Here is a 24,509-nt window from a genome sequence, read left to right as displayed (position 1 = left end):
ACGAATCCGCCGGCGCAGTACCAACAGCAGGTATTCCCCTTCTCAGGCCGACCAGGCATCGGCGACCGCGAAGGAGACCACCGTGCCGCCGAAGCGACTGGGCCCCGAGTGCCACGACTCGGCGATCGAGTCGACCAGCAGCAGCCCGCGCCCATGCGCGTCATTCGCATCCGGGCGCCGGAGTCGCACGTTCGCCGGGAAGCCCGGGTTGTGCACCTCCACCCGCAGCGAGGTCCCCTCCCGGAACCACTCCACCCGCACGAGCCACGGGTCATCAGCCTGCCCGTAGCGGATCGCATTGGTGACCAGTTCCGAGATCATCAATGCGCAGTCGTCAACCGAGCACGCCAGGTTGTACGGGGCGATGAACTTCCGGAACCAGCGCCGGGCCCGGGGCACAGACTCCGGAACCGGATGCAAGGTCATCGCACCGAGCCGCGGCGACTCCTCGCAGGGGTAGCGGTCGATCGTGTACGCCATCCGCTCTCACTCCTTGCCGCTGCCGTCGCAGTCGAGGCAGCGCCGCTTCGATGTGGCACGGGAACGGTCGGCAGCGGCGGCGAGCGCCAGGGACGTGCGCGAACTGACACGCTTCCAGCCACGCCCCCGGCAGCCCCGGCAAGGTAAGTGCGCTCCCTGGTCCGGCCGCTGACTCGTCACCCCGTACCCCCTTCAGATTGAGTGGCCTTAGCCACTTACTGGATAGTGGCATTGGCCACTCGCAGCGCGCAAGCGATTCGCGTGAAGTCCCGAACCATCAGGTGAGGGGATACCCCTGCTCGAACGCCCAGCGCTGCGGCGGGTAAGTGGCTTCGGCGAACTCCAACGGCCGGTCCTGGAGATCGAAGACGACGTGATGCACGATCAGAACAGCTGATCCCGGCTCAAGCTGGAGGTCCGCCTTCTCATCGTCAGTCGCCTGACGGGCACACATGCGGTCCTCGGCGTAACTCCCCTGCCGCCCCGTCATGTTCTCGACGTACATCAGGGTGCCCTCCTGGATCCTCTCGGGCTCCAGCAGCTTGGGCGCCCGCTGACCGACATCCGGCGCGAACCACGACGTGGACAACGTGATGGGCCCGTCTTGGTTGTTGGTGACCCGTCGGCGATGCACGGCCCGCCGATCCTTCACCAGGCCCAACGCCTCAGCAACGTGATCGGGCGCGTCCAGCCAGCCGGCCGACGTGATCACCGCGTACTCGCCAGGCGTGTAGATCTTCCCAGTCTGCCGAGCCCGCCCGTACAACTCCCGCGCTCGCCGATTCACTTCGAGGCTGCGCACGTACGTGCCCGACCCCTGCCGCTTCTCGACGAGCCCCTGATGGCTCAGCGCCTCCAAAGACCGCGCCGCCGTCGGACGGGACACCTTCCAGTCCGCCGCCAACTGTCGCTCCGAGGGCACCTCGTCCCCCGGCCGCAGGTCGCCCCGAAGGATCTGATCGCGGATGAAGTGCGCGATCTGGAGATACTTCGGCTGCGCCTCCTCAATCTGAGGCATGTCTCCTCCTCGTCCAAGTGGCTATAGCCTCTAGCCACTATAGGGTGGGAGGTCAAGGGCCGACCCCGTACGCTTAGCCGCATGACGCGGTTGATCGTCGCAGCAGGAGGAGGGGGCGACGCAGTCGCCGCCGCAATGCTTGACGCCGCCTTGTACGGCGACGACGACCAGGCGGTGATCCTCACGTACGCGTGGGACCGCTTGCTGATCGACCCGTTGCCGGGCCCCCGGGGAACCGACGACTTCACCGGCCTCGAACCGCTCACCCCGGCGGTCTGGAAGGTGCCGGCGGAAGCCCGCCCCATCGCACCGGCAGGCTCCACGCTTCCCCGCCTAGCGGCAGAGCTCCCGCATACGTTGGCGCTGATCGATCCAAGGCACGGCGCCGAAGGCGTCACGCGCCAGCTCGAAGGTTTGATCGCTCGCCTTCGGCCGACCTCGATCGATCTCCTGGACGTCGGCGGCGACCTGTTGGCCCGAGGCGACGAACCGACGCTGAAGAGCCCACTCGCCGACTCGCTGACCCTGGCAGCGTGCTGCCAAGTGAACGCGCCCGTCCGCCTGTTTGTGGCAGGCCCTGGCCTGGACGGCGAGCTGTCGCCCGAAGACCTGCGCGGCGCACTCGGCCCGGTCGTCCACACGTTCACGGCCCGGGATGCGGAGACGATCAGCCGCGTCCTGGAGTGGCACCCCTCAGAAGCAACCGGCATGCTCGCGGCAGCCGCCCGAGGCGTACGCGGCACCTGCGAGGTCCGGGACGCCGGCCTTCCCGTACCCCTCACCGACGAGAGCCCGGCCGTCCACGAGGTGGACATGGACGAGGCACTGAGCCGCAACGCGCTGGCCCGCGCGATCATGGCGACTACCACCCTGGGGCAGGTAGAGGAACTGAGCCGCGAAGTCTGCGGCTTCTCCGAAATCGACTACGAACGCAACAAGGCCCTCTGGCTGAAGGAGCAACGGCCCACGCAGCTCGACGCCCAGTCGATACTCCCCCAGCTCAGCCAGTTCGAGGCGGAGGCCCGAAGCCGCGGAGTCACCCATACGACGTTCCGCCACCTCACCGAGGTCCTGAACCTCGACGGCTCACAGCGCGATGATCTGCGCCTGCTGCTCATCAACAGCCGCCCTGAGCAGTACGCAGCACCCCTGTGGAGCCTCACGGCCGTCGACCCCGACCACACCGGCCAGACACTGTGAGCGCCTACGGCAGCGATCCAGCCCTCCGCGTGTACGACGTCAACGGCAACGGCACAGAAGTCGACGTTGCCACCAACCTGCTGAACGGCGACACCAGGCTCTCGATTCTCTGGACCCAAGAGATCCTCTTGTCGGCCGATGCTGCCGAGCAAGCAGCTGACGCCCTGCGACGAGCAGCAGCCCAGTCCCGCAGCATCACAGCCGCCCCAGACGCCGTGTCTAGTCCCAGGTGATGGCTGACGTTCTGGTCCCAGCTGATGCTTGACGGTGGGCCTAGACAACATCGGAAACCTTGTAGGGCTTGTTCGCCTTCACGTGGCGGACGGGGATGTCGGTGGTGCGCCGGATGACGCGGACCTGGCCTTCCAGCTCGACGCTGATCGTCGTGTCCGACACGTGTACGGTCACCGTCTGACCTGGGTAGGGGCGGCCGAGGGAGACGGTCTGCCGGCAGACCATGACCGTGCCCACTGCGCTCACCCGACGCTGCACCCGCACCGGCTCGACGCCCGGCCGCGGCGGCGGACCGGCCGGACGCAGACCCCGCAGCCGGCGGACTTCCTCGCTGGTCAGCGGGTTGGGCCGCACCCTCAGCAGCTCCCGTGAGGACGGGTCGAAGAACGACAGCGTCTCGTCGTCGATCCGGATGCCCACCGCACGACCCCCAAGGATCTCCGCCGCCAGCACCTGACGCCCGCCCAGGCCCACCAGGCCGCTGTTGTTCACCACCCGGTCCACCTCGAACGCCGCCCCGGCCCCGGCAGGCAGCGGCGGCCCGGCCGCACGTCCGCCCCGGGCGGCCAGCCGTCCCAGATCGGCCACCGACAGGTGCGAACGCACGCTCTTGATCCGCGCCCCCGCGATCAGCACATGGATCACCGACGTGTCGGCCCAGAATGTCACCGTCAGGCCTGAGCGGGCCGGGCCGAGCCAGAACTGCTTGCCCGCGACCTGCAGATTCCCACTCGCAGGCACCACCCGCTCGAACTCCACCGGCCCACACCTGTCCGTTGATGCCATTAGCGGCGCGGTCACCAGGTCACTCACCGCCTCCCGCACGCCGGAGTGTCCCGCTGGTGGCAGGCTGGTAGACGATGCCGTACTCGCGGCCGAACCGGTTGCCCTCGGCGACCGAGCGGGTCACCCCATCACGGCCCGGGCCAGTCAGGCGCGCCGCCCAACGCACCGGCCGGCCCTCCCACGCCGACAGTTCCGCCCGCACCTCCCTGTCGGCTAGCCCGCCAGACCGGCACGCTCTAGCGGCGCCACACCTTCGCGCTGCGAGATGCGCTCGGGGCCCTCCAGGACCCAGCCGTGGTCCGATGCCTGCTGCCGCTCCCACAGCGCCGCCAGCGCGTCATGCACCCTTGCCCTGCTCATACGTCCCTCCCTATGCCGGGTAACGACCCATGTCGGCCAGGGACGCGGCCCCTTGGCGGACAGCCGCCCACGGCACGGTCACGTGCGCGGGTGGGGCGTTTCGTTTCTCCGGTACGACCAATCCCCCCCCCCACGTGGGCGGCGCACAGCCCAAAGCCCGGATAGCCTCCAACAGGGCCGCTATAACCAATGCATGATCAAAGGCAGGGCGGGATGTGACGAAGGTGCCTGCAAAGGACACCGGACCCGAGCCGGACTGGACGGACCAGGGCATGCCAGACAACGGCATGCGCACACGGCGTCTGCTAGGCAGGCTGCCCGCGAGGCATAGATTTGCTGGTGAGTGTCTTAGGCTGCGGCACCCCCTCTGACTGCCGCCCGGTGATGTCCCGGGGACATTGAAAGCGCTATGGCATGTCAGCGGTCAAGGACGCAACTAGGAATATACCGATGGTGTTGATCACGATCCCCCAGGAGACCAGTGAGAGGCCTGCCCGCTTCTTCGTCGCGTAGGTTTGCGGGTCCAAGCCCAGGATGTACCTCTCGACCGCAATTATTGCCAGTACAGAGAACTATCAGTTTACAGGGCCGCCTTCGGGACTGGCCGAACCAGATGGACGCTGATTGGCCGGGATCGTCGTATTTACCGGAGTTGTCTCGGGGTTCGTCACAACCTGCACCCAGTAGGCGTAGTGCCACATGTGGCAGTTCAGCAAGGCGACCGTTGCGTTGAGGACCAGGCACAGCGGGCTGCCGGCAATGCCAGGGAAGGTATTTTCCTCCAAGATCACATCCGCCTTATCGACGCCGAAGATGTTCGCTTCGTCTTCGGTTGGCCCCATGCCTCCTGGAGACGCGACAATAGCGGCAGATACGATCCCCCCGGGCTTCGTTGCGTCTTTGGTCGGGTAGAACCTAACCTTGCTTGGCCCGACGGGAAGGAAGCTCTTAAAGGTGAAGTGCGTAGTGGGCGTCACGAAGCCGATATCGCACTGAACCCACCCCGTATAGATCTCGACCAGGAGGCGTTCGTCGCCGGTGGCCTTTTTGTTGACCCAGTAGGCCATGTAGCGGAAGTCACGGACGGCGTCCAGGCCTCTGCCGTAGGGTCCGGCCATTTCCATATCCCTTCGCATTGCAGGTGTGTTTCTACTGCAACGGAGCTGCCTGCACAAGACGCCCGAGCTATTCGGTGACGCTCTCGTATCCTGCGCGGGATCGCGCTCACGATGCTTGTGCCAGAACCCGTGCTGGCTTGCACGACAAGTGCTTATTTCTATTCTTAGCGGTCCTGCGCGAGCCCGCATCTTGAACCGTATGCGCCCGGCTCAGGTCGGCGACCTTCCTGGGCGACGGCATACCCGGCTCAGGTCGGCGACCTTCCTGGGCGACGGCATCGTGCTTGTCTCAGGTCATTACGAGACACCGAGGCCTGGATGCGCTGCGCGATTGAATCGACGAGATGCCGGTCCGGCCGGACCTATCCGCCAGCGAGATCGTCGCGCCCTCGTACGACTGGCTGAGCCAGCGCACGGGCCTGTCCGACGGGATGCTCGCCAATGACGGGGACCTTGAATGAGGAGCTGCTGGCGGCGCGTGCTTCGTGGCACCGAATGCCAATACAAGCCGCATCCGCTGCTGATGGCGGGGCGCTGTTGAGGGCCTAGCGTTTCTCTGCGCTTTCGCCTCAGTTGTACTCCTCACCCCACTCATCCAACGCAGCCTGAGCCGCCCCGACGCTCTCGAACGCACCACAGTCGTCGTCGACGAGTTCACGCCGCAGCGTCTGATGAAACCGCTCGACCTTCCCCGTCGTGGTCGGCGACGCCGGCTGCGTCAGCCGGTGCGCGATCCCGTTCTCCCGGCAGATCCGGTCGAACAGCACCTCACCACCACGGCCGAACCGGGCGGTGAACTGCTTGCCGTTGTCCGTCAGCACCTCCTCCGGCACCCCGAACGTCTGCAAGGCCCGGGCGAACGCCGCGCACACCGCCCGCCCCGTCGCCCGCTCGACCACCGACGCAATCACGCAAAACCGGGAATGATCATCCACACCGGTCACGATCTTGGCCTCGGTCAGCTCCCCGGTCACCGGGTCGACCAGCATCACCCCGCCGACGATGTCCATCTGCCACAGCTGCATCGCACGGTCCCGCTGCCAGCGCTTGTAACCCGAGCGCTTCCGACGCCGCACCCCCGGCTCCACCAGGCCATGGCGAACCAGGATCCGATACACGGTCATCCGGGACGGCACTGGCCCTACCGTCCCGGACCGCTCCAGCACATGAGCGATCCGCCGCGGACCGCACCGCGGATGCTGACGCCGCAGCTCACGCACGGCCGCCTCGACCTCAGCAGAGGCCTGATGCGGACACGACGCCGGCCTACGCGAACGGTCCGCCAGCCCGGCCAGCCCCGAGGCCTCATACCGGGACTTCCACCCGCTCACCGTCTGCCGCGACACCCCCAGCTGAGCCGCGATCTCCGTCACCGTCGCACGTGCCAGCACCGCAAGCACAGCCCGGTATCTCTGCTCGACAACCGACAACTCCACCAGCGCCAATCCCGGCCTCCCGCCGCACGCCGCACGCCGCAACGACGTGCACAGAAAAGCCGATCACGGCCACTGTCAACCATCAGCTGGGACCGAAGTGTCAAGCATCTCCCGGGACCGGACACGCCCCAGACGCCGACTGAGTAACAACCTTCTTCACGGGTTCAAGGCGGCTCGCTCCGCTCACCGCGCGCGGCCCGGCCCCCGGCCGGGCCTGCGCTCCTGTCTTCGCCCCGCTCCAGCCCGGCCAGCGCCCGTGCCGCGCACACAGCAAACAGCCGCCCAAGGCAGCGTTAGGCGGCTAGCGAGTTTGCCACTTTCTCACTTACAATCTGATCCCTGAGATATCCAAGAATCCCATGTGGATTACTCCTGGGATTCTTGATGTCGTCGACATTTTCAATCTTGGCTGGAAAATTATCTCGATCTAGCCGCTGAAATAGCGCAATCGGGTCACGGCGGTCCGCCGCGTTAAACCATTGATTAACGCTTGGGGGCTTAGTCAAACGAGGGAGTGCATCTTTGATCGTCGGAATGCCCAACGGTGAGCCCAATGTGACAAACAGGGGGACGTCGCACTCGCTCTCCAGAAGAACGCAGTAGGCAACGACAGTGCCCAGCGAATGACTCACTAGCACCGCTGGGCCGTCGCCAAGTTCTTCAGAGACGATTTCATTTACCGTTTCACGCGCATCCGGGAACATTAGATACGCATGCACGTCCGCAGTGAACTGGCGAATGAAAGAGGCTGTTATGAACGGAACCTTGCGACAGATCAAACGACCTGCCGCTTGCACCCACTGCCAGTTCTCGGGAGCACGCGCGACTACCGGCTCATTAAGCTCTGCGGTAATCTCGGCATTTGTAATTCCGGCTCTTTTTGCTATATCTAGAACGAGTTCTTCTTCGAATGGATCGGGAGCGGCTCCGCTTCCGCGCACGATGGCTCTCGGGGGTCCAGCCGCCGTGTCTTCATCCAAATCCTTTGCATAGAAAGGAGCATGGATATCGAGAGGGTCAGGGAGGTCAACGCCAGCACGTCGACATCCGCGCCGCAGAGCGCGTAGCCAGCTGGTCTTTATTTCTTCGCTGCTCGAGTTTCCTTGAGCACGTCCGTGCACGAAAACGAGTCGCACAACGTCCTCCCAGTCCTCACTACTCAGCAGTCGTGATGAACCATTTGCTCCACTAGCTTTGGAGGTGGGTCAAGAAGGGTTGTCCAGAAAGCGGGAGCCAAGTAAGGCCTTACCGCCCTTTCGAACCCTCCATACTTTGTATCTGCGAGAATATTCCACCCTCGAACTGTCCAAGGGTAATTTGGGAATACGTCCCGTTCGTGGGGAAACCTGCCTTCGCCGAGCAAGGCTACGTCGAATGGAATGGGCATTTGCCTCTCGCGAAAATGGTTGAGCAGCTTACGTATCTCGTCGATTTCACCTTGCCTGTGGAACGCATGCGCCATCAATACAGCCAAGGTCGGGTTGGATGTTTCGTATAGCGCATCGACAACCCTTGGGTTCTTGGAAATGAGACCGCCCCAACGTGCATAGGTCACGGCCCACGCCAGCACATCGGGTTGGTTGTTTGAGGCAAATTTAAGGAAGGCAACTTGCTCGACTCCGCGTAGCCCGACCCGGACCTGTGTGAGATAGCCCGGAAGTACCATAAAGGCTGGCCATATGCTTCGTCTCTCCCAGGACTTGTCCAAGTGAAGCATGATAGGTCCAGGCTTGCTGTGCGGAGCACGGAAATGCCAAGCACTCTGACTAGCGGGAAATTGCTCGACTGTTCCAGCCCGACTCACCTCGGCACTTTTGGCCTGTGCGCCGACAAGAGAAATAGTCATCCCGTCGGCCATCGACTCCACGGCAGAGGAAATGGCTGATCGGTTAGCTGCAATCTCGGCAGTCATTTCCGCTGGCTCTTGGTGGGAAGCATCGCCCTTACGTCGGTTAGCCTCGCTGCTACGCTCCGCGTCATCCTCAGACTCACCTACTGGTTCATCCGAGTCCCCCGGTATCCATGAGATCACGTGCGGCTGCCAGCGAGATCGAGCCTCAGTCTGAGGCACCTGAACAATTCGATGCTCCCCTGCCCGTCGCCGGACTGCCGTATCCAGATAGCCTTCAAGGCTTTCGGCGATGACAGCTCGGGGGTGCTCTCCGCCAGGAGTGAGCCGGATAGCCTCCCTGGCCCGACCCCATAGCGCGTCAAGGAGGCATTCGGTATACACCCCATAGCCCACAGAGGCAGGGTCCTCGTCAGGTCGCAGGGCATGTGCCGGCCTCCCCGGGTACGCAGCATAGAACTCGTCTAGGTACACCTTGTCCTGAGACAAGCGGCCAGGGAAGAGGGGGAGGCCCTGTGCATAGACATCAGGCAAGATCCGGCAAGCGTCGATGAAGAACCCTACGTGAGGGATCTTGCACGCTCGGGAACAATTCATGGTACGCGACAAGTTGATGGCTTCATGCCCGTCGAACTTCGCCCTCGTCAGCAGAAGAACGTCACTGTCTCCATCACAGACGCCGTGACCCGCGAAGTAAAAGAAGAGCTTGGATATCTGACGGGTCGTCGTAGCTTCCTTGTGTAGCTCATTGGCGACGTCGCGTAGATCGTGGATCGTGACTTCGGCGTGATCATCGATCTTTTCGATCACTCTGAACCCTTGTGACGAAGCCCACTTGGCGAACCTCCGAGCGTCATCACGAGCATCTGGAAGGACCCGGAACCCTTCTACGTCCCCGACGCCGATCACGAGTGCAACACACCGAGTCATAGCTACCGCCCCTCGGCCTGGCCCCTTCCATACAAATTGATCACAAGTTGACCTCGTGCGCAAATCGGACAAATTCGGTGCTGTTGCGGTGTGATTGCATATGTCGACGCGACCTGCTCTGAGGGACTTCACCGGGTAACGCGGCTGAGGCTCGGTGGTGAGTGCGGCGGCACACGCCCGCCTGATCCGTCGGCACATCCAGCACCGTGGCTGACTGTCGCGGCTGAGGCTCAAGCGTCCACCCGGAACCCTCTCTGCCAGAGGAAGAGGCCGTGCCGTTCACGTGCTAGATCATGCGGTCCGTGCGGGGGCAGAGCAGCAACCGCCGCCAAGAATCGGAGCTTCCCAAGCCGATGGCTTAGGCGTCGTCCTGACGGGTCGGTCGTCGTGGCTCGCTCTGGTCGACGGCATTGGCAGCGTGGTTGAAGCCGGTGGGGGTGCAGCGAGGCATACGCGTGCGTGGTCGGTCGGCGTTCTCGCCGTCGTGGCTGACTGTCGTCGGCTGAGCTGAGACGGGGCGTGTCGAAAATACCGGCCGTCAGTCAAGCGGGCCGAAGCTGGGCCGTCTTGGGGCCGACCGACGATGCTCAACAGCGGCCAATGACGACCAACGACGACCACCAGGCGCACGAGCCCACCGCCTCTGACCAGCGAAAACGCAGCTCACCAAGATCCCCGGCAAGGCCCAGGGCAAGAAGAAGTCGAGGCCACAACCGTAATCGGCTGGCCAGGAAAAGAACGCGCTGCTGGCCGCTATGGTCCAACCTCTGGCGAGCGCCAACCGCGGCGCAACGGTGGTGCAGCCCAATGAAACGAGTGCACTGCGTGGGCTGGGGGTGATTCTGATGAAGGGCGTACCTCTCCTCACCTGGGCGGAAGCAACGGCGCCAGGAAGCGGCTCGGCTCGCCGTGCCAGGTGATGGCGAGTGCGTCACGGGGACGGGTCGCCGCGACGAAGAGCAGCGAGCGCGCCCGGTGCAGCTCTCGCTGATGACGGCTCGGATCCGTGTGTTCCCACGCGTCCACGGAAGCGCGGGGGACGAGCCCCTCGGCCACCCCGGCGATGATCAGGCAGCGGTACTCCAGTCCCTTGAAGCGGTACATGGTGCCGATGTGGACGCCCTGGTCGCCGCGCGGCCCGTCCGGTGTGATTTCCGTCGGCGTGATGCCGCGGCGGGCGAGGCGGTCGGCGAGTTGGGTGACCATGTCGTTGGTCGGGACGCAGACGGCCGTGGACTCGCGGGGGACGTCGTGCCAGGCCCGCAGTTGCTCCACGACGAGGTCCATCTCCTCGTCCCAGCTCCGGGCGCCGCGCAGTGACGGGGACCGGCCGTGGAGGACCGAGCGGTATCCGGCGAGTGTGTCGGTGCTGCCGTCGAGGTCGTCGTAGTCGGCGTCGTCCAGGACCCGGACGGCGGCCCGGAGGATCTCCCGGGTCGTGCGGTAGCTGAGGGTCAGTCGGGAGGAACGGCCGCGGATGTGGACACCCAAACTGCCGAGGGTGACCTGGTTGTCGTAGATCCGCTGGTGGGTGTCGCCGACCAGGAAGATGTCGTCGGGTGCGGCGGGCGCCATGGCGCGCAGCATCTTCCAGTGGGCGGGGCTGAGGTCCTGGGCCTCGTCGACCACGATGTGCCGGTAGCGGTGGTTCAGCCGGGCACTGGAGCCGGCCTCGACGTGGCGGTTTTCGAGACCACCGCGTTCCTCGCGTTCCTCCGACAGCCGGTCGATCCTGGCCCGGCGGGCGGCCTCCAGCCGTGCGGCGCGCTCCGCGACCTGGCGGTGTGTCTCCAGTCCCTTGGTCTCCAGACGCTGGGTGAAGCGTTCGGCGAGCTGCCAGATGCCGGCGCGTTCGACGCGGGTGACGCTGCGGCCCCGCCCGGCCCGCCGGACGGTGAAGTACTCGCTCCTGGACGTCACCGCCTGGCCGAGGATCACCTGGTTCCACTCGTCGCTGAGGAACTCGGCGCTCCAGCGGGTCTCCCCGGCCTCCACCAGGAGCGCCCGCCACTCGCGCAGCGCGGCCGTGTCGTCGATCCGCCGCTTCGCGTTACCCGGGTCGGCCTCGCTGACGATGCGGGTGGCGAGCTGGTCGACGTGGGTGATGTCGACGCGGGCCAGAACCTCGGGGCCGCCGAGGGAGAGCAGCCGGGACCGCAGGTCCGCGGCGAGGTTCCGGTTGAACGTGGTGAGCAGGACGGGCCTGGTGCGGCCGGGCGGGAGCTGTCGCACCAGATGGCACACGCGGTGGAGGGCGACGATCGTCTTGCCCGTCCCCGGGCCGCCGCCGACCCGCGCGGGGCCGGAGTAGCGCCGGTGGACGAGCTTCTCCTGGGTGGGGTGCAGGAAGACCTTCCAGCGTCCGAAGTCGCCCTCCTCCAGGATGCTCTGCAGTGATTCGTCGTCGGTGATCACCACAGTCTGGGAGCGGTCGAGCGCCGCCTGCCAGTCGTCGGTGTCGAGGTTCTTCTCCGGCTCGGTCACGGCGACGGGCGCGGTGACCTGTTCCATGACCTCCTGGTACGGAACGCCGTCGCGCAGCCGCAGGAGGACTTCCCCGGTGTGCCGGGGGGCGTACTCGGCGAGACCGAGCAGTTCGTCGTCCGTGGTGAGCTTCCGGACGAGCGGGATGAGCGGCCCGGCGACGCCGAGGTCCGCGAGCTGCTCGTCGGTGTACGCGGCGAAGAGGGGTTTCTCCGTCGGCTCCGGTCCGCCCGAAGGACCCGGCACGTCGACCTGCTCCGGCGTGAGTTCACGGCGGAGCGCGCCCTCCTCGACGACCTGGAGGTCTACGTACTCGATGGCGCCGGTGATGTGGTTGATGCCGTAGTTGAACCGGCCCAGGTTCTGGTGGACGTGGCTGCGGTGCTTGACCGAGACGAGCAGCCAGTCGTCGTCGCCGAGGCGGATCATCAGGGCCCGCCACTCCCGGTTGACGCGCGCCGACCAGAGCCGGTCGTGGCCTTCCAACTGCTTGAGCTGGAACCCGCCGGCGTCGGGGTTGCGGCGGAAGTCGTGCTGGAACTTGTAGAACGCCCCGAGGACCGCGCGGTCCAGCCTGACGATTTCCTTGTCGGCCTTGTCGAGCAGGCGCAGGGTCACGCCCGTCCTCGGCGTGCCGGTGACCGTCATCGCTCGTTCTCCTCGTGCTCGTTCGTCGCCCTGAGGGTGTCGCAGTCCACCAGCCGGGCGAGTTCGTCGGCGTCCCATTCCGTCGCGGTACGGACCTGCCACCCCGCCTCCCGGTAGGCCCGGTCCCGTTGTTCGGCGTCGATGTCCCGTGCGGTCACCGGGTCCGGCCGGTGTGCGAGAACGACGCCTACGCGCGGGGCGGGCCAGGCGAGTTCTGCGGGCCAGGCGGCTGCTCCCAGCTCGTAGCCGGCCGCCGGTGCGGGCAGGCCCCGGTGGGCGAGCGACCGGGCGAGAGCGGGCAGCCCGGGATCGTCGACGAGGAACTCGATGACCTCGTCCCAGGCCGGATCGCGTACGGCCGCGGGGGCCTGCTCGGCGGCGCCCGCTCGGTCCGTTTCCGGCACCGGTCCGTCCGCCGCCGCTTCGTGCGCCCGGCGCTGCGAGGTGAGCCATCCGGCTCCCCCGGTGACCGCCAGCTCGGCGGGGTCGAATCCGGGCAGCATGCCCGTCGTGAGCTGGGCTCCGTCCCCCTCGCCCGCGTCGAGGAACTGGAGCAGGTTGCTCCAGTACAGCCATGCCTGCCAGCGCCTGCGATGGGCTGCCTCGTCCGCCGCGGCCGTGTCCGTGTCGTCGTCGAGTACGGTCAGCGCCGTCCAAACCGCCCCGGTCTGTCCCCGGCGCAGGTCGAGCACGATGGTGAGCGGGCATCCCGACGTGTCCCGGGTCGCCATGACCTGGACGGCGCCGTGTCCCCCGGCGAGCCGCCGCCCGTGCAGCGCCTCGCCGATCCTGCGTGCGATGTCCTCGCCGTCGGCCAGGGCCCTGCTGGTCGCCGACACGGCGGCGAAGCCGGCGAGCGTGCTCTGGGTGCGCCGCCGCCACAGGCCGGGGTCGGGGTCGGTGAGGTAGCCGATCAGTGTGTCCACCGGGTTGGCCCACATCAGGCGCGGCAGGTCGCGGGTGTCTCCGGCGTGCATGCGTCGGTGGACGTCCATGGCGGCCTTCTGCGCCGTGTTCGGGTACGGCTTCCACGCGGGATCGGCGGGCGGCCTGGCCTGCCCGGTCCAGGCCCGTACGTCGTCCCAAGTGAGCTGGAAGACCTGCCAGCCCTCGGTGCGCAGCCGGGTGCGCTTGGCCGTGTCCTCCTCGGCGGTGAGGTGCGCGGGGCTCGCGTGGTAGCGGTACCCGTCGAGGTAGACGGCGACGCGGCGGTCGTCGTCGGTGCTCCGGAAGACCACGTCCGGCCGGGTGAAGCCGAGCGGGGTCTGGGTCTCCATCCGCCAGCCGCGGACGGTTCCGTCTGGTGCGGTGAAGCGCAGGGTGGTGTCCCTGGTGCCGTCGGCGGTGAGCGCGGTGCGCACGCTGACATCGGCCACGCGCTCGGCCCACTCCAGCAGCCCGCGCCGGAAGAGGGCCTCCAGTTCGCTCTCCACCTGGTGGACGAGGGTGATGTCCCGCGTGGTGGCGACCGGTTCGACGCTCCACCCGTCGGCGGTCCGGCCGAACAGGTCGCCCAGCATGTCCAGGGCGTGCTCGCGGGAGACCAGTTCGTACTCGCTGTCGGTGACGTGCCGCAGCAGGCAGCGGTGGCAGGCGGTCCGGCCCTGCGTCACGCACACGCAGGTCTCGACGACCTCACGCGCGTCCTCCAGGACGCCCTTGAGCCCGTCCCGGCCGGAGAGGCGGTGCAGATACCCCGTGCCGCCGGGGAGGGTGTCGTAGAGCACCAGAAAGTGGCGGCGGTGCGCTGCCTCGCCGCCCTCGTCGGGCATGGAGTCGGTGACGACGGCGAGGTGGTCGGGGTCGCCGCCGTAGCTGCGGGCGATCCCGGCCAGCAGCAGCGCCTTGAAGGACGCGAGGCGTTCCTGGGTGTACGCGGTGACGGCGGGGATGAGGATGCGCAGGGCGTCGGTGCGCAGTTCGTGGGCGAGCAGGACCCGTTCGCCCCGTCGGGCGGTGGCGGCGTCGGCACGACGCCTGGGGCACCAGGGCCGGTGGTACTTGGCGGCCGCGGACGTGTCGCCCGCGTCGTGCGCGGCGGGTCCGCCGTCCGGGTCGGCGAAGCCGCACGCGTCGCACACCCAGAAGGGGTTGAGGCGGATCTCCCGCCCGGCGAAGGCCGTGTCGGTGCCGCCGTCCACCCGGGCGGCTCCGACGTTGATGTGGCGGATGTGCGCCTGGCGAGTGAACTCCCAGCCAAAGGTGACGTGTTGGTGTTTCCAGGCCACTTCGACATCGCGCGCGTCGATGTCGACGGCGGGGACGACGGTGTAGTGCCGTCGCTCCCGTTCGTCGCTGTCGTCGCGTACGCGGACGTCGTCGCGTTCGTCCCGGGCAGTGACGCGGCGCGGTACGAGCACCTTGTGCAGGCAGCCGACGTCTCCGATGGCCGCGGAGCGGCAGCGTGGGCAGAGTGAGGCGTCCTGTTCGGCCCGGTGGGTGCGGACGTGGCCGCAGTCGGGGCAGATCCGCCACCAGAGCCAGGCCGGGCGGCCGGGGCTGCCGATGTCCAGTCCGGTGACGCGGTGCTTGTAGCCCTGCGCGTAGTAGTGGTTTCCGGGCGCGAACTCGGTGAGGGCGAGGCGGGCGGGACGGCGGTGGGGGATGGTCTTGTTGTGGTTCTCGCGCCGGCCGTCGGCGGTCTTCTCGGTCCAGGTGAGAGTGGCTTCGAGTTCGGTGGCGGAGTCGATCAGGCTGTAGTTGGGCAGCAGACCGAGATCGACGAGCGCCCCGTGCGCGGTGGTACGGGCGATGTCGCGGGCGACACGTGCCACGTCGCGGCGTTCGGCACGCAGTTCACGGCCCTGCCGTTCGTGGTCGGGGTCGCCTGCGACGAGCAGTCCGTGCGCCTGGTCGATGGCCTCGGTCCGGCGCTGGAGTTCGGCGCGGCGGTCCTCCCAGCGTCGGCGCGCCGATTCCAGGGCACCGCCGAGTCCCTCCTCGCCCGGGTCGGTGGCGTAGGTGACGAGGGCCGCGCGGGCCTGCGGGTCGACGCCGGTGCCACGGGTCTCGTCGTACGACGGGAAGAGGTCCAGAAAGTCTCGTACGAGCCGAGGGCCGTCGGCGAGGGCGGCTTCGGTGAACTCGGCCTGCCAGGCCGACGTTCCGAACAGTTCGGTGGCGCGTGCCGGCAGTGGCCGCAGGGGCGTCCCGTCGGGAGCGGTGAGCCGTCCGGCGCCCGCGAGGTCGAGGAGGTGGGCCAGGTACTGGCGGCGCAGGATCTCGGCGGCGGACAGGTAGCAGCCTGGCGGCAGGACGTCCCCGGCGATCATGAGCCGGGGTTCTTCGAGGTAGTAACGGTCGCGCGGGCCCCGGTCGACCATGGTCAGCAGGTAGGCGTTGCCGGTGGCGCGGCCGGCCCGTCCGACGCGCTGGATGTAGTTGGCCGGGCCCTTGGGCAGGGAGGCCAGGACGACGGCGGAGAGGTCACCGATGTCGATGCCGAGTTCGAGGGTGGGGGTGCAGGACAGCACCTGGGGGTTGGCGTAGTGGACGTCGATACCGTCCCGGAACGCCTTCTCCACCGCCTCACGCCGGGCCCGGCTGAGGGCGCCGGTGTGTTCGGCGGTGTTGATGGTGAAGACACCGGCCTCGCGGTACATGCGCCGGTAGAAGTCGTCGGTGAAGTCCCGCTGGCGCAGTCCGCTGTCCAGATCGCGGCCGGTGTTCAGGATGCCGTCGCAGCGGTAGCGGGGGCAGGGCAGGCCGTGCCACTGGTCGGCGAGGTCGGGATGGACGGTCTGTTCCCAGAAGCACTGCGGACAGTGCGCGGTGGCGTCGGGAACGGTGTCGTCGGCGAGTTTGCGGACCTGGATGTGGCCGGGCTGGAGGCCGTAGACGCGGGTGGCGCCGTCGAGCGCGGTGCGTACCGAGACGACGCCCAGGTCGACGAGCGCGGGCAGCAGCCGGGACAGGAAGACGGCGGCTGTCTCCGGTCGCAGGCCGAGGGCGCGCACGGCCCAGTCCTGGTACCAGCCGAGGCGGCCGGTGAGCACGTCGAAGTCCTCGCTGCCCTGCTTCGGCGTACCGAGCAGGAAGGCGGGCGCGGACACGCCCCGTGGGAAGGCGGGCATCCCGGGCTCGCGCCCGCCCCAGATCGCCCACCGGCGCACCCCGGCCTGGTCCAGCCAGGGGTCCAGCCAGGCGTGCCGGACGGCACCCCGGATGCGCATGCGTTCCAGCAGACCGCGCACGAATCCGACGTACTGGTCGGGCCCGGCGACCGACCCGTCCGCGAAGGCGATCTCTCCGGGTGTGGTGAGCAGGAGCTCCCGTACGAGGTCCGCCACGGCATCGGGGTCCGTCAGGGGCACGTCGGCGGCGACCGTGCGGGTGAGCTCCAGGGTGCGGCCCTGCCGGGACCGCAGGCCGAACTCCATGACGGTGGCGAACGCCAGGCGCTGCGCGATCAGTTCCCACGTGGGCCGGGAGCCACGGCTGCGGCCGGACAGCAGCGTGTCCACGCCGCGCACCGGGTGCAGGTCCGGCGGGATGACGGCGGCCTGCACGGCCTTGCTGTCGACGACGTCCTCTATCAGGTCGGCGGCCAGGTCGTTCAGGGGGATCGGTTCGTTCTCGTCGATGCGGCTGGCGAGGAGGGCGCGCAGCGAGAACGTGTAGGAGCGGCTGGCGACGTATCCGGCTCGGTGGGCGGCGTCCTGGACGGAGTCGTTGAAGAGGAGGGTCTTGTTCTCCTTGAGGTTCCTGTCGAGTTCGCCGCCGGTGAAGAGCTGGGTGATGGCGGCGGCGGCGAGCGCGGCGAGGCCGGTGCCGAGGTAGCGGATGGAGTTGGCGGTGTGGCAGGCGGGGCACTGGTCGCGTTCGGCGGCCCGGTCGCCCGAGAGGTCGACGTGGACGAACGCGGCGTTGTGCAGGGCCCGTGGCCGGCGCGGCCCGTCCGCGCCTTCCGGATCTTCCGCGTCGGTGAAGTCGGTCTCGGGTGACAGGGGCCGCAGCCGTCCACCGCTGCCTTCCAGGACCATGACGGTGGATCCGCCGCGCCGGCGTTCGGGTCCGGCTCCGTATGCCGCCTGGTGCACTTCCCGCGGGGTCGCGGCGATCATGTTGCGCACCCGGCGTTTGTCGCGCCCGACCGAGGCGCGGCGGATTTTCGTGGCGTTCAGGTCGAGTTCGGCGGGGTCGACCTCGGGTGAGTACGCGGCCCAGCCGGAGCGTCCGCACTCTCGGCAGAACACGGCCGGCAGGAAGACCTCGGCGGGCGGTGGTGCGCTGTCGTCGGCGGGAACGGCGGCCTGCTCGGCGGCATCGAGCGGTACGGCGGGCTCCTCCCCGTCGTACGGGGAGCGCCGGGCGGCCGGACCCGGGTCCTTGTGGGTCAGGGCTCCGCGGGAGGTCACGCGTTCGTCGTCCCAGCGGAACTCGGCGCGCGCCACGCCGATGCCGCGCAGCACGCGGGAGACGGAGCGCACCCAGTGGTGGATCTCGATGGACAGCAACGGCCGTCCGGGGTGCTCCGGGTCGCGGGCGTACGACAGGAGGGCGACGTAGCGGGCGAGGGCGCGGGCGGCGAGACGCGGGCGTTGCTGGACGGCCACGCCCCAGTGGTAGGCGTAGCGGGGCAGTACCTCGGTGATCTCGGCGAGGGTCTTCGGGGTGCCGTCGAGGATCTCCAGGACGGCCGCGGTCAGCCGGTGGCGGCGCAGCACGGCCCCGAGCTCCTCGGGAGTCGGTCCGCTCAGGCTGGTGAACTTGGCCACGAGGTCGTCCATGGCACCCGCGTCACGGGTGGGGTCGCCGAGGGCGTCGACCTCCTCGGGCGAGGGGAACGGCAGGCTGAAGTCGCTCTCGCCGGTGAAGTCCTTGGTGGAGCGCCGGTCCTCGCCCACGACAGCGTCGGGCGGGAACGGTACGCCGAAGACCTGCTCGGCGACTTCCCTCATTCCCACCCGGCTGTTGCCTGCGCCGTTCTCGCCAAGTGTGGCGGAGGTGGCGACGGGGCAGACCGGCCCCAGTGGGCGGCCGGGTTCGGCGAGCCCGGTGACCGACCCCAGGCGGCGCAGCAGCATCGCGACGTCCGTGCCCTGGGCGCCGTCGTAGGTGTGGAACTCGTCGAGGACGACGTACGCGAGCGCCGGGTCCTGCCACAGCCGCCGGTCCTCGGGCCGCTGCAGGAGGAGGTCGAGCATCTTGTAGTTGGTGATCAGGATGTCCGGTACGGTGCGCCGGATCTCGTCCCGGTCGACGGTGATCGTCGGGTTGGCCTGCTTGAACTCCTGCGACGGTGTGTCGCCGATGTAGAGCGCGGCCCGTACGCCCGCGTCGCGCAGCCGGGTGTCATTGGGGTCGCCGAGCCGCTCGCCGATGCGGTGGGCCTGGTCGGTGGCGAGGGCGTTCATGGGGTAGAGCAGGATCGCTTTGACGCCCTCCCGGCCGGCCTGCCGTGCGCGGTAGCAGTGGTCGAGCAGCGGAATCAGGAACGACTCGGTCTTCCCGGAGCCGGTGCCCGTGGTGACGAGGGTGGGCCGCGCCGGACCGTGCAGTGTGGACAGCCGTTCCCAGGCCTGCTCCTGGTGCCGGTACGGGGTCAGGTCGGGGTACCAGGTCAGGTGCCGCTTCCAGTCCGTGCCGTCGGCGGGCCGGAAGGGTGTGCGGACCCGGAGGTAGGGGCCGCGGAAGATGCCGTCCTCGGGGTCGCCGAGGAAGTTCTCCAGGGCCCGACGCGTGCTCTCGTCGGCCAGCGCGTACGTCGTCGCGAGGTACTGGCTCAGACTGTCCCGTACCTGGTCGGCGGCGAGGGTGGGACGCACGCGCGCGCTCCTTCTTGGTGCTGGTGGGGCCGGTCGTGACCGGTTCGAGGGTCTACGGTATCGGGGCCCCTCCCTTGCCGAGTTTCCGCCCGACGTACGCGATGCGCAGGGTGCGCTCGTCGTGGAGCAGCCGGAAGTGCATACGGCCCGGCTTCGGCAGGAACTCGCAGTGCCAGTCGAACAGCTCCTGCTTGCCGTCGTCCTCGGGGAACCAGCAGTAACGTCGGCGGGACTCGAACTCAGTGCGGACATAGGAACGCCACTGGGGCGAGATGGGCCGCTGTCGCGGGTCCCAGTCGCTGACGGCGTCCTGGAGTTCTCCGAGCCGCTCGCCCACCGGCCGCACCCACACCTCGGGGAGTTCGGCGAAGTGCTGCTCGGCCTGGCGGGTGAACTGGAGGAGCGGGAAGAGGTCCGACTTCAGGCCCCACAGTTCGGTGCCGGACCGCAGGCCTTCGACGGCCTTATGCCGGGCGGAGTCCGCTCCACGCCGGATCCACGGCAGGTGGGTGTCGACGTGCTCGGCGCGTGCGGCGTGCCGGACCTCGACCTCGGTGAGCGCCGAACCGCCGTCCTCGTCGTCGAGGAGTTCCTCCCGTTCGAGGGTGATCCGGTCCACGTCCCAGCGCGTTTCCAGAGGCAGGGAGATACCGATTCCGCCCAGCTCATGCGCCCAGCCCAACCCTTCCACGGCCTCACCGCCGTGCCGGTATTCGAGGCCGGAGTAGGTCTCGCCTTCGGGAAAGACCGTCCTGAAAGGCGACTTGTCATCGAGTCCTTTCAGAAGCACCCGTGCATCCCTGTCGGTTCCCGGGGCGCCCATCCACTTGCTGATCGAGTGCCCGCGAGCGAGTTCCAACACCAGCAGGCTGGCCGCGTGGGTGATCAGCGCCGTGCCCTTCCGGTCCGCACGGGCCATGGCGAGTACGGCCGCGACCATCTCGTTCATGGCACGGTTGACCCGGTCCGGGTCGGCTGTGATTCCGCAGGACCTCTCGTTCAGAAACAGGTGCGGCATGTGTCCCCCTCCGCCACGATCCGTGCAGTGTCAGCCGATGAGCTGGTCGAGCGTGTTCTCGAACTCGTCGAAGAATCCGGCGGGCCACTGATCGAGCTTGCCGTCCGCGTTGACCTGCGGGCTGACGACCTCCACGCCGGTGCCGTCCCCACGGAAGTAGTGGAACACCGCCTGGCCGGGCGTGATCCGCCCCTTCTTCACCGCGAGCCGCACCCCGTTGACGACGTGGTCGCTGTGCGTCTCCATGATCACCTGGGCGCCCTGCGCGGCGGTCGCCGCGGCCAGCTCCGCCATCCGGGTCTGCCCCATCGGGTGGAGATGCGCCTCCGGGTTCTCCAGGAGGACCAGGGAGCCGGGCCGGGCGGTGAGGCAGGCGACCACGATCGGCAGGACGTAGGTGAGGCCGAATCCGACGTTACTGGGACGGCGCCGCTTGGTGGCGCCGAGCGAGCCCTGGAACCCGTACGAGAGGCTCACCGCATCGGCGCCCTTGATGGCCTCCGCCTCGATGTCCACGCCGGGGCAGAGATCGCCCATCCAGGCGGCGACCTGGTGGCGCAACTGGTCCGACTCGGCCCCCGGATGGCGCAACGGGCCTGCCGGGACCGTGTCACTGGCGTGGATGCGCAGAAAGTTGACGGTGTGTTCGCCACGTACGCCGAGAAAGCCGCGGCCCATGACGGCGTGGTGGTCGCGCGGGTAGAACTCGGCGGGCGAGATCCGGTCTGCGTGCAGGTACTGGAAGGGAGCGGTGAGGAACGAGGGCGTCACGGCCTCGGGTCCGGTGGGGGCGGCGGCCCCCTCCGAGGTGAGCGGCGACTCCACGTCCCGCAGGGGCAGCAGGTTCTGCTCGGCCTCGTACGCGACGGTCCAGCTGTAGTGGTACGGCCCCTCGTCTACGCCGAGTCCGATCAGCGGCTCTTCCTCGGTGAAGTCCTCGTGCAGGACGTCGTCCCCGGTGCCGAGTCCGACGAGTTCGCCCTTGAGTAGGAAGCCCTGGTTGCCGACTTCGCCCAGGAATCCGGCCCGTCGCGCCTCGGGCAGGAGCCGGGAGACGTCGAGGTCGCCCGCCTCGTATGACTGGCGCAGCAGCGCGATCGACTGGAGGACGCTGCTCTTGCCGGACGAGTTGAGTCCGGTGAGGAGGGTGAGGGGGCCCAGCGGCAGTGACGCGTCCTGGAACGCCTTGAAGTTGTGCAGCGTCAGACGGTCGATCACTGTTCGGCCACCCCTCGGAACAGTCGTGCCACGTAAGTGAATCTGGTGCGGATCTTCGCCGGGCCCCCGGTGCCCACGGAGATCGACCGGTCGAAGTCCCAGTCGCCCATGAGCTCGACGAACCTGTCGATCACCTTCTCGCGAGACGCTACCAGCCTGGCTCGCTCCTGATCATCGAGTAGCGCGAGTTCGACCGAGATCGTCTCGAACAGCGCCTTGTTGATGGCGGGAGAACTGCGCTTCCCTCCACGCCACTTGCGGAAGGCATGGTCACCGAACAGGTCACGCGCGCACCGCATGGCCACCCGGAACTCCCGCGCCAACTGCTCCCGGCGCTCGTCGGTGAGCGCGTTGACCTTTTGCATCGCGTCGATGAGGAACTTGCCGAAGTCCTTCTCCTCGTGCCTGGCCGGAATGCTCTCGCGGAAGGCGAGGAAGCGGAGCACCATCTCCCGGTCGGCCATCCGTTCGTCGGACACGCTCCACCGGGTGGCCTCACCGAACGCCGGATCCTTGGCCAGGTCGGCGAGGAACGCCCGGACCGGCCCCCGCACCAGCGCGTGCCGCAGCTCCTGCGGCGTCAGAGGCGTGCCGCCGGTGTTGATCCGGGAGAACACGTTGTACTTGACGGCCTCCGGGGTGCCATGCTGCAGAACGTGCACGGTGAGCTGGGTCTCGCGCAGCCGGATCTTCAGCCGCCCGGTCAGGTTCTGGTACGAGCTGCCATTGAAGTCCCGCAGGTAGTCCAGGCCCCTCAGAACCAGCGGACGGAGGCCGGTGAGCCCCGGCTCCATGAACCGCGCGATGGCGGTGAGCCGCTGGACGCCGTCCACCACGGCCCACTTGTCCTCGTCGTCCTGGGCCATGTAGACGGTGGAGATCGGGATGCGCAGCAGCAGCGACTCGATCAGGCGGCTCTGCGCGCGGTCACTCCAGATCCCGGCCCTGCGCTGGAAGTCCGGCGCGAGGTCGATCATGCCCTCCCTCAGCCGGGACAGCAGCAGGTCGACCGTGGTGCTCTCCGTCTGGATCCTGATGCTGTCGGGCCGGAACAGGGCGAAGCCGCCGTCGGAGTCGCCGAAGTCCCCGCCGTCTTCGTCCTCGTCGTCCGGGAGCTCCAGCTCCACGCCGGTCGGCCGGCCGTCGGACCCGATTTCGAGCGGCGCGCCAAGCGGCAGGAGGAGCGCGTCCGGCTCGTCGACGTCCCCCGCCACGGCGTACCCCCGGGCTCCTGCCTCCCGGTTTCGTCCGGCACCCCGGCCGTCGGCGCTGTCCTCCAGGTCCGTCATGCTCCCCGCTGCCCTTCGCCGCCGCTCGATGCCGTTCCCGGCCCAGCCTATAGACGGGCCTTACGGCATGTCAGCGCGACGGTCCGGGCCGGTCGAGCCCGGCAGGTCCAGTTCGGCGACGACCGTCTTGCCGATGGGGAGGCGGCCCAGGACCTCCCACCGGTCGGCGAGGGCTTCCACGAGCAGGAGGCCCCGGCCGGACTCCGCCGGGGGTGCGGTGCGGGCCACGCCGGGTGCCGGTGGCCGGCGCTCGCCCCGGGTGTCGGAGACCTCGATCCGCAGGGTCCGGCCGAGGAGCTGGACGGCGACCTCGAAGTCCCGACCGGGGACACGGCCGTGCGTGACGGCGTTGGCCGGCGAGGCGGGCACCGCGCGGGGTGGAGCTGAACCGCTGGGCGAACACACGTACGGTGACGGGCTCTTGGCGGGTTGTGGGGGACGGTGGCGTCATGTGCCCAATCTGGCGGCGGTTCGGGATCATTCACCAGGGATGCCCTGCGTACGCTGGGTCAGCGTACGTGCACAGAAAGTGGACAGTACGTGTCGCCGAGCGTGACGATGGGGGCGAGTCAGAAGCGGTACGGCGTGACCGGTGCGCGAGAGGTGGCCTGTGGTGGCTTACGAGAACACGGATGGCGGGGCGGGAACGGGAAGCTGCGGCGAGCCCGGGGTCTCGGACAGTTTGCGTACCTTCGGCGCCGTCGTCCAGGCCTTACGAGAACACGCGGGCCTCAGCCGCGAGCAGTTCGCCGACCTGGTCCGCTTCTCGAAGCACACGGTGGCCTCGGTCGAGCAAGGGCGCCGCATGCCCGACCGCGACTTCGTGGAGCGTGGGGAGGCGGCCACCGGGAACACCGGCGCCCTGCGGAGGGCTGCGCCGCATCTGACGCGGCAGGCGGGGCTGGCGAGTTGGTTCCAGGAGTGGGCTCGGCGGGAGGCCCAGGCGGTGACCCTGTGGACCTACGAATGCCGAGTGATTCCCGGCCTGTTGCAAACGGAGGCGTACGCGCGGGCGGTGACGGAGAGCGTCCCGCCAGTGAAGGACGAGGAGCAGGTGGCCGAGCAGGTCGCGGCTCGGCTGAAACGGCAACAACTGCTCGACCGCAAGCCGCCGATCGCGTTCAGCTTCATCATCGAGCAGGCGCTTCTCGAACGTGGCACCGGCGGCGCCGACGTGATGCGGGAGCTGCTCGACAGCCTCCTGGAGCGGTCTTCGCAGTTCAACGTCGAGTTGCAGATCATGCCGCGGTACCAGCCGGACCACGCTGGGTTCGACGGCCCGTTGATGCTCCTGGAGTCCCCGGACAACGAGTGGTTCGGCTACGCGGAGGGCCAGCGGGGCGGGATGCTGATTTCGAACCCGAAGGAGGTCAGCATCATGCTCCAGCGGTATGCAAAACTGCGTTCGCAGGCTCTCACCTCTGAGGATTCCAGGAGCCTGCTGAAGCAACTTCGAGGAGCGCTATGAGCAGCATCGACGAACGGGCCTGGTTCAAGAGCAGCTACAGCGGCTCCGACGGTGACGCTTGCGTCGAGGTGGCAAAGGGCACTCAGGCGATCCACGTCCGGGACTCCAAGGACCGGCAGAGCCCCGAACTCGCCCTCTCCCCCACCGCGTGGAGCGACTTCGTCAACTACGCCGCCCAGGGCTGACCTTCACGCCCCGCCCCGTGC

Annotated in this window: 15 protein-coding genes and 3 pseudogenes; 3 read left to right on the top strand and 15 right to left on the bottom strand. The window is 68.1% G+C overall.

Annotated features, from left to right (window positions below):
• Window positions 1–42: 42 nt before the first annotated feature.
• Both BG482_RS17240 and BG482_RS17235 read right to left on the bottom strand, forming a co-directional pair.
• Window positions 43–480 (bottom strand): ATP-binding protein, encoded by a 438-nt coding sequence (locus BG482_RS17240; RefSeq protein ID WP_069769926.1) that lies wholly within the window; start codon window positions 478–480, stop codon window positions 43–45.
• A 277-nt stretch (window positions 481–757) separates the two neighbouring features.
• Entirely contained in the window at window positions 758–1,498 is a 741-nt protein-coding gene (locus tag BG482_RS17235) for a GntR family transcriptional regulator (protein ID WP_069769925.1), read from the bottom strand.
• A gap of 81 nt (window positions 1,499–1,579) precedes the next feature.
• Here BG482_RS17235 and BG482_RS17230 point away from each other — a divergent pair, with 81 nt between their 5' ends.
• Window positions 1,580–2,698 (top strand): DUF1152 domain-containing protein, encoded by a 1,119-nt coding sequence (locus tag BG482_RS17230; RefSeq protein ID WP_079141866.1) that lies wholly within the window; start codon window positions 1,580–1,582, stop codon window positions 2,696–2,698.
• Between the two features lie 273 nt (window positions 2,699–2,971).
• On the opposite strand, the gene BG482_RS17225 is transcribed toward BG482_RS17230, so the two are convergent.
• From BG482_RS17225 to BG482_RS17180, 13 genes and pseudogenes are all read right to left on the bottom strand, one after another.
• Window positions 2,972–3,757, bottom strand: a complete 786-nt coding sequence (locus BG482_RS17225) for a hypothetical protein (protein ID WP_256096392.1) — start codon at window positions 3,755–3,757, stop codon at window positions 2,972–2,974.
• A 174-nt stretch (window positions 3,758–3,931) separates the two neighbouring features.
• Entirely contained in the window at window positions 3,932–4,078 is a 147-nt protein-coding gene (locus BG482_RS44010; RefSeq protein WP_176741401.1) for a hypothetical protein, read from the bottom strand.
• Window positions 4,079–4,653: 575 nt separating this feature from the next.
• Window positions 4,654–5,196, bottom strand: coding sequence for a hypothetical protein (locus BG482_RS17220; RefSeq protein WP_069769923.1), 543 nt, complete (start codon window positions 5,194–5,196; stop codon window positions 4,654–4,656).
• Between the two features lie 572 nt (window positions 5,197–5,768).
• A pseudogene (locus BG482_RS17215) lies at window positions 5,769–6,626 on the bottom strand (IS481 family transposase); the annotation flags it as partial.
• A gap of 299 nt (window positions 6,627–6,925) precedes the next feature.
• Window positions 6,926–7,612, bottom strand: coding sequence for a hypothetical protein (locus BG482_RS43465; RefSeq protein ID WP_141746632.1), 687 nt, complete (start codon window positions 7,610–7,612; stop codon window positions 6,926–6,928).
• Between the two features lie 179 nt (window positions 7,613–7,791).
• The gene (locus BG482_RS45210) at window positions 7,792–8,544 is read right to left on the bottom strand and encodes a hypothetical protein (RefSeq protein WP_256096391.1); all 753 of its coding nucleotides are present in this window, start codon (window positions 8,542–8,544) and stop codon (window positions 7,792–7,794) included.
• A 300-nt stretch (window positions 8,545–8,844) separates the two neighbouring features.
• Window positions 8,845–9,411: pseudogene (locus tag BG482_RS46175) on the bottom strand (caspase family protein); the annotation flags it as partial.
• Window positions 9,412–10,275: 864 nt separating this feature from the next.
• The gene (locus tag BG482_RS17205; protein ID WP_069769921.1) at window positions 10,276–12,543 is read right to left on the bottom strand and encodes a UvrD-helicase domain-containing protein; all 2,268 of its coding nucleotides are present in this window, start codon (window positions 12,541–12,543) and stop codon (window positions 10,276–10,278) included.
• Window positions 12,540–19,310, bottom strand: coding sequence for a DEAD/DEAH box helicase (locus tag BG482_RS17200; RefSeq protein WP_069769920.1), 6,771 nt, complete (start codon window positions 19,308–19,310; stop codon window positions 12,540–12,542). Before BG482_RS17200 ends, BG482_RS17205 begins: the two co-directional genes overlap by 4 nt.
• A 52-nt stretch (window positions 19,311–19,362) precedes the next feature.
• Window positions 19,363–20,328, bottom strand: coding sequence for a hypothetical protein (locus BG482_RS17195; protein WP_069769919.1), 966 nt, complete (start codon window positions 20,326–20,328; stop codon window positions 19,363–19,365).
• Window positions 20,329–20,358: 30 nt separating this feature from the next.
• Window positions 20,359–21,546, bottom strand: a complete 1,188-nt coding sequence (locus BG482_RS17190) for a DUF3696 domain-containing protein (protein ID WP_069769918.1) — start codon at window positions 21,544–21,546, stop codon at window positions 20,359–20,361.
• Entirely contained in the window at window positions 21,543–22,835 is a 1,293-nt protein-coding gene (locus BG482_RS17185; RefSeq protein ID WP_079141863.1) for a DUF262 domain-containing protein, read from the bottom strand. Before BG482_RS17185 ends, BG482_RS17190 begins: the two co-directional genes overlap by 4 nt.
• 60 nt (window positions 22,836–22,895) lie before the next feature.
• Window positions 22,896–23,286 (bottom strand): annotated as a pseudogene (locus BG482_RS17180) (ATP-binding protein).
• 162 nt (window positions 23,287–23,448) lie between these two features.
• Here BG482_RS17180 and BG482_RS17175 point away from each other — a divergent pair.
• Together BG482_RS17175 and BG482_RS17170 are read left to right on the top strand one after the other, a co-directional pair.
• Complete coding sequence (locus BG482_RS17175) at window positions 23,449–24,303, top strand: helix-turn-helix transcriptional regulator (RefSeq protein ID WP_069770006.1); 855 nt, start codon at window positions 23,449–23,451, stop codon at window positions 24,301–24,303.
• Window positions 24,300–24,488: a DUF397 domain-containing protein gene (locus BG482_RS17170; RefSeq protein ID WP_069769917.1), complete on the top strand. Its 189-nt coding sequence runs from the start codon at window positions 24,300–24,302 to the stop codon at window positions 24,486–24,488. The genes BG482_RS17175 and BG482_RS17170 overlap by 4 nt, the downstream gene beginning before the upstream one ends.
• The last annotated feature ends 21 nt before the right edge of the window (window positions 24,489–24,509 follow it).

It is taken from the genome of Streptomyces sp. LUP30 (assembly GCF_001746365.1).
GTDB lineage: Bacteria > Actinomycetota > Actinomycetes > Streptomycetales > Streptomycetaceae > Streptomyces.
Note: the sequence above shows the minus strand (reverse complement) of the source record. Positions and strands in the feature narration are given on the sequence as shown.

Excerpts from the sequence above, each read along its gene's own strand:
- BG482_RS17195 (WP_069769919.1), bottom strand. The coding sequence starts at position 20,328 with ATGCCGCACCTGTTTCTGAACGAGAGGTCCTGCGGAATCACAGCCGAC.
- BG482_RS17220 (WP_069769923.1), bottom strand. The coding sequence starts at position 5,196 with ATGGCCGGACCCTACGGCAGAGGCCTGGACGCCGTCCGTGACTTCCGC.
- BG482_RS17205 (WP_069769921.1), bottom strand. The coding sequence starts at position 12,543 with ATGACGGTCACCGGCACGCCGAGGACGGGCGTGACCCTGCGCCTGCTC.
- BG482_RS17185 (WP_079141863.1), bottom strand. The coding sequence starts at position 22,835 with ATGACGGACCTGGAGGACAGCGCCGACGGCCGGGGTGCCGGACGAAAC.
- BG482_RS45210 (WP_256096391.1), bottom strand. The coding sequence starts at position 8,544 with ATGACTGCCGAGATTGCAGCTAACCGATCAGCCATTTCCTCTGCCGTG.
- BG482_RS17230 (WP_079141866.1), top strand. The coding sequence starts at position 1,580 with ATGACGCGGTTGATCGTCGCAGCAGGAGGAGGGGGCGACGCAGTCGCC.
- BG482_RS17170 (WP_069769917.1), top strand. The coding sequence starts at position 24,300 with ATGAGCAGCATCGACGAACGGGCCTGGTTCAAGAGCAGCTACAGCGGC.
- BG482_RS17235 (WP_069769925.1), bottom strand. The coding sequence starts at position 1,498 with ATGCCTCAGATTGAGGAGGCGCAGCCGAAGTATCTCCAGATCGCGCAC.
- BG482_RS17240 (WP_069769926.1), bottom strand. The coding sequence starts at position 480 with ATGGCGTACACGATCGACCGCTACCCCTGCGAGGAGTCGCCGCGGCTC.
- BG482_RS44010 (WP_176741401.1), bottom strand. The coding sequence starts at position 4,078 with ATGAGCAGGGCAAGGGTGCATGACGCGCTGGCGGCGCTGTGGGAGCGG.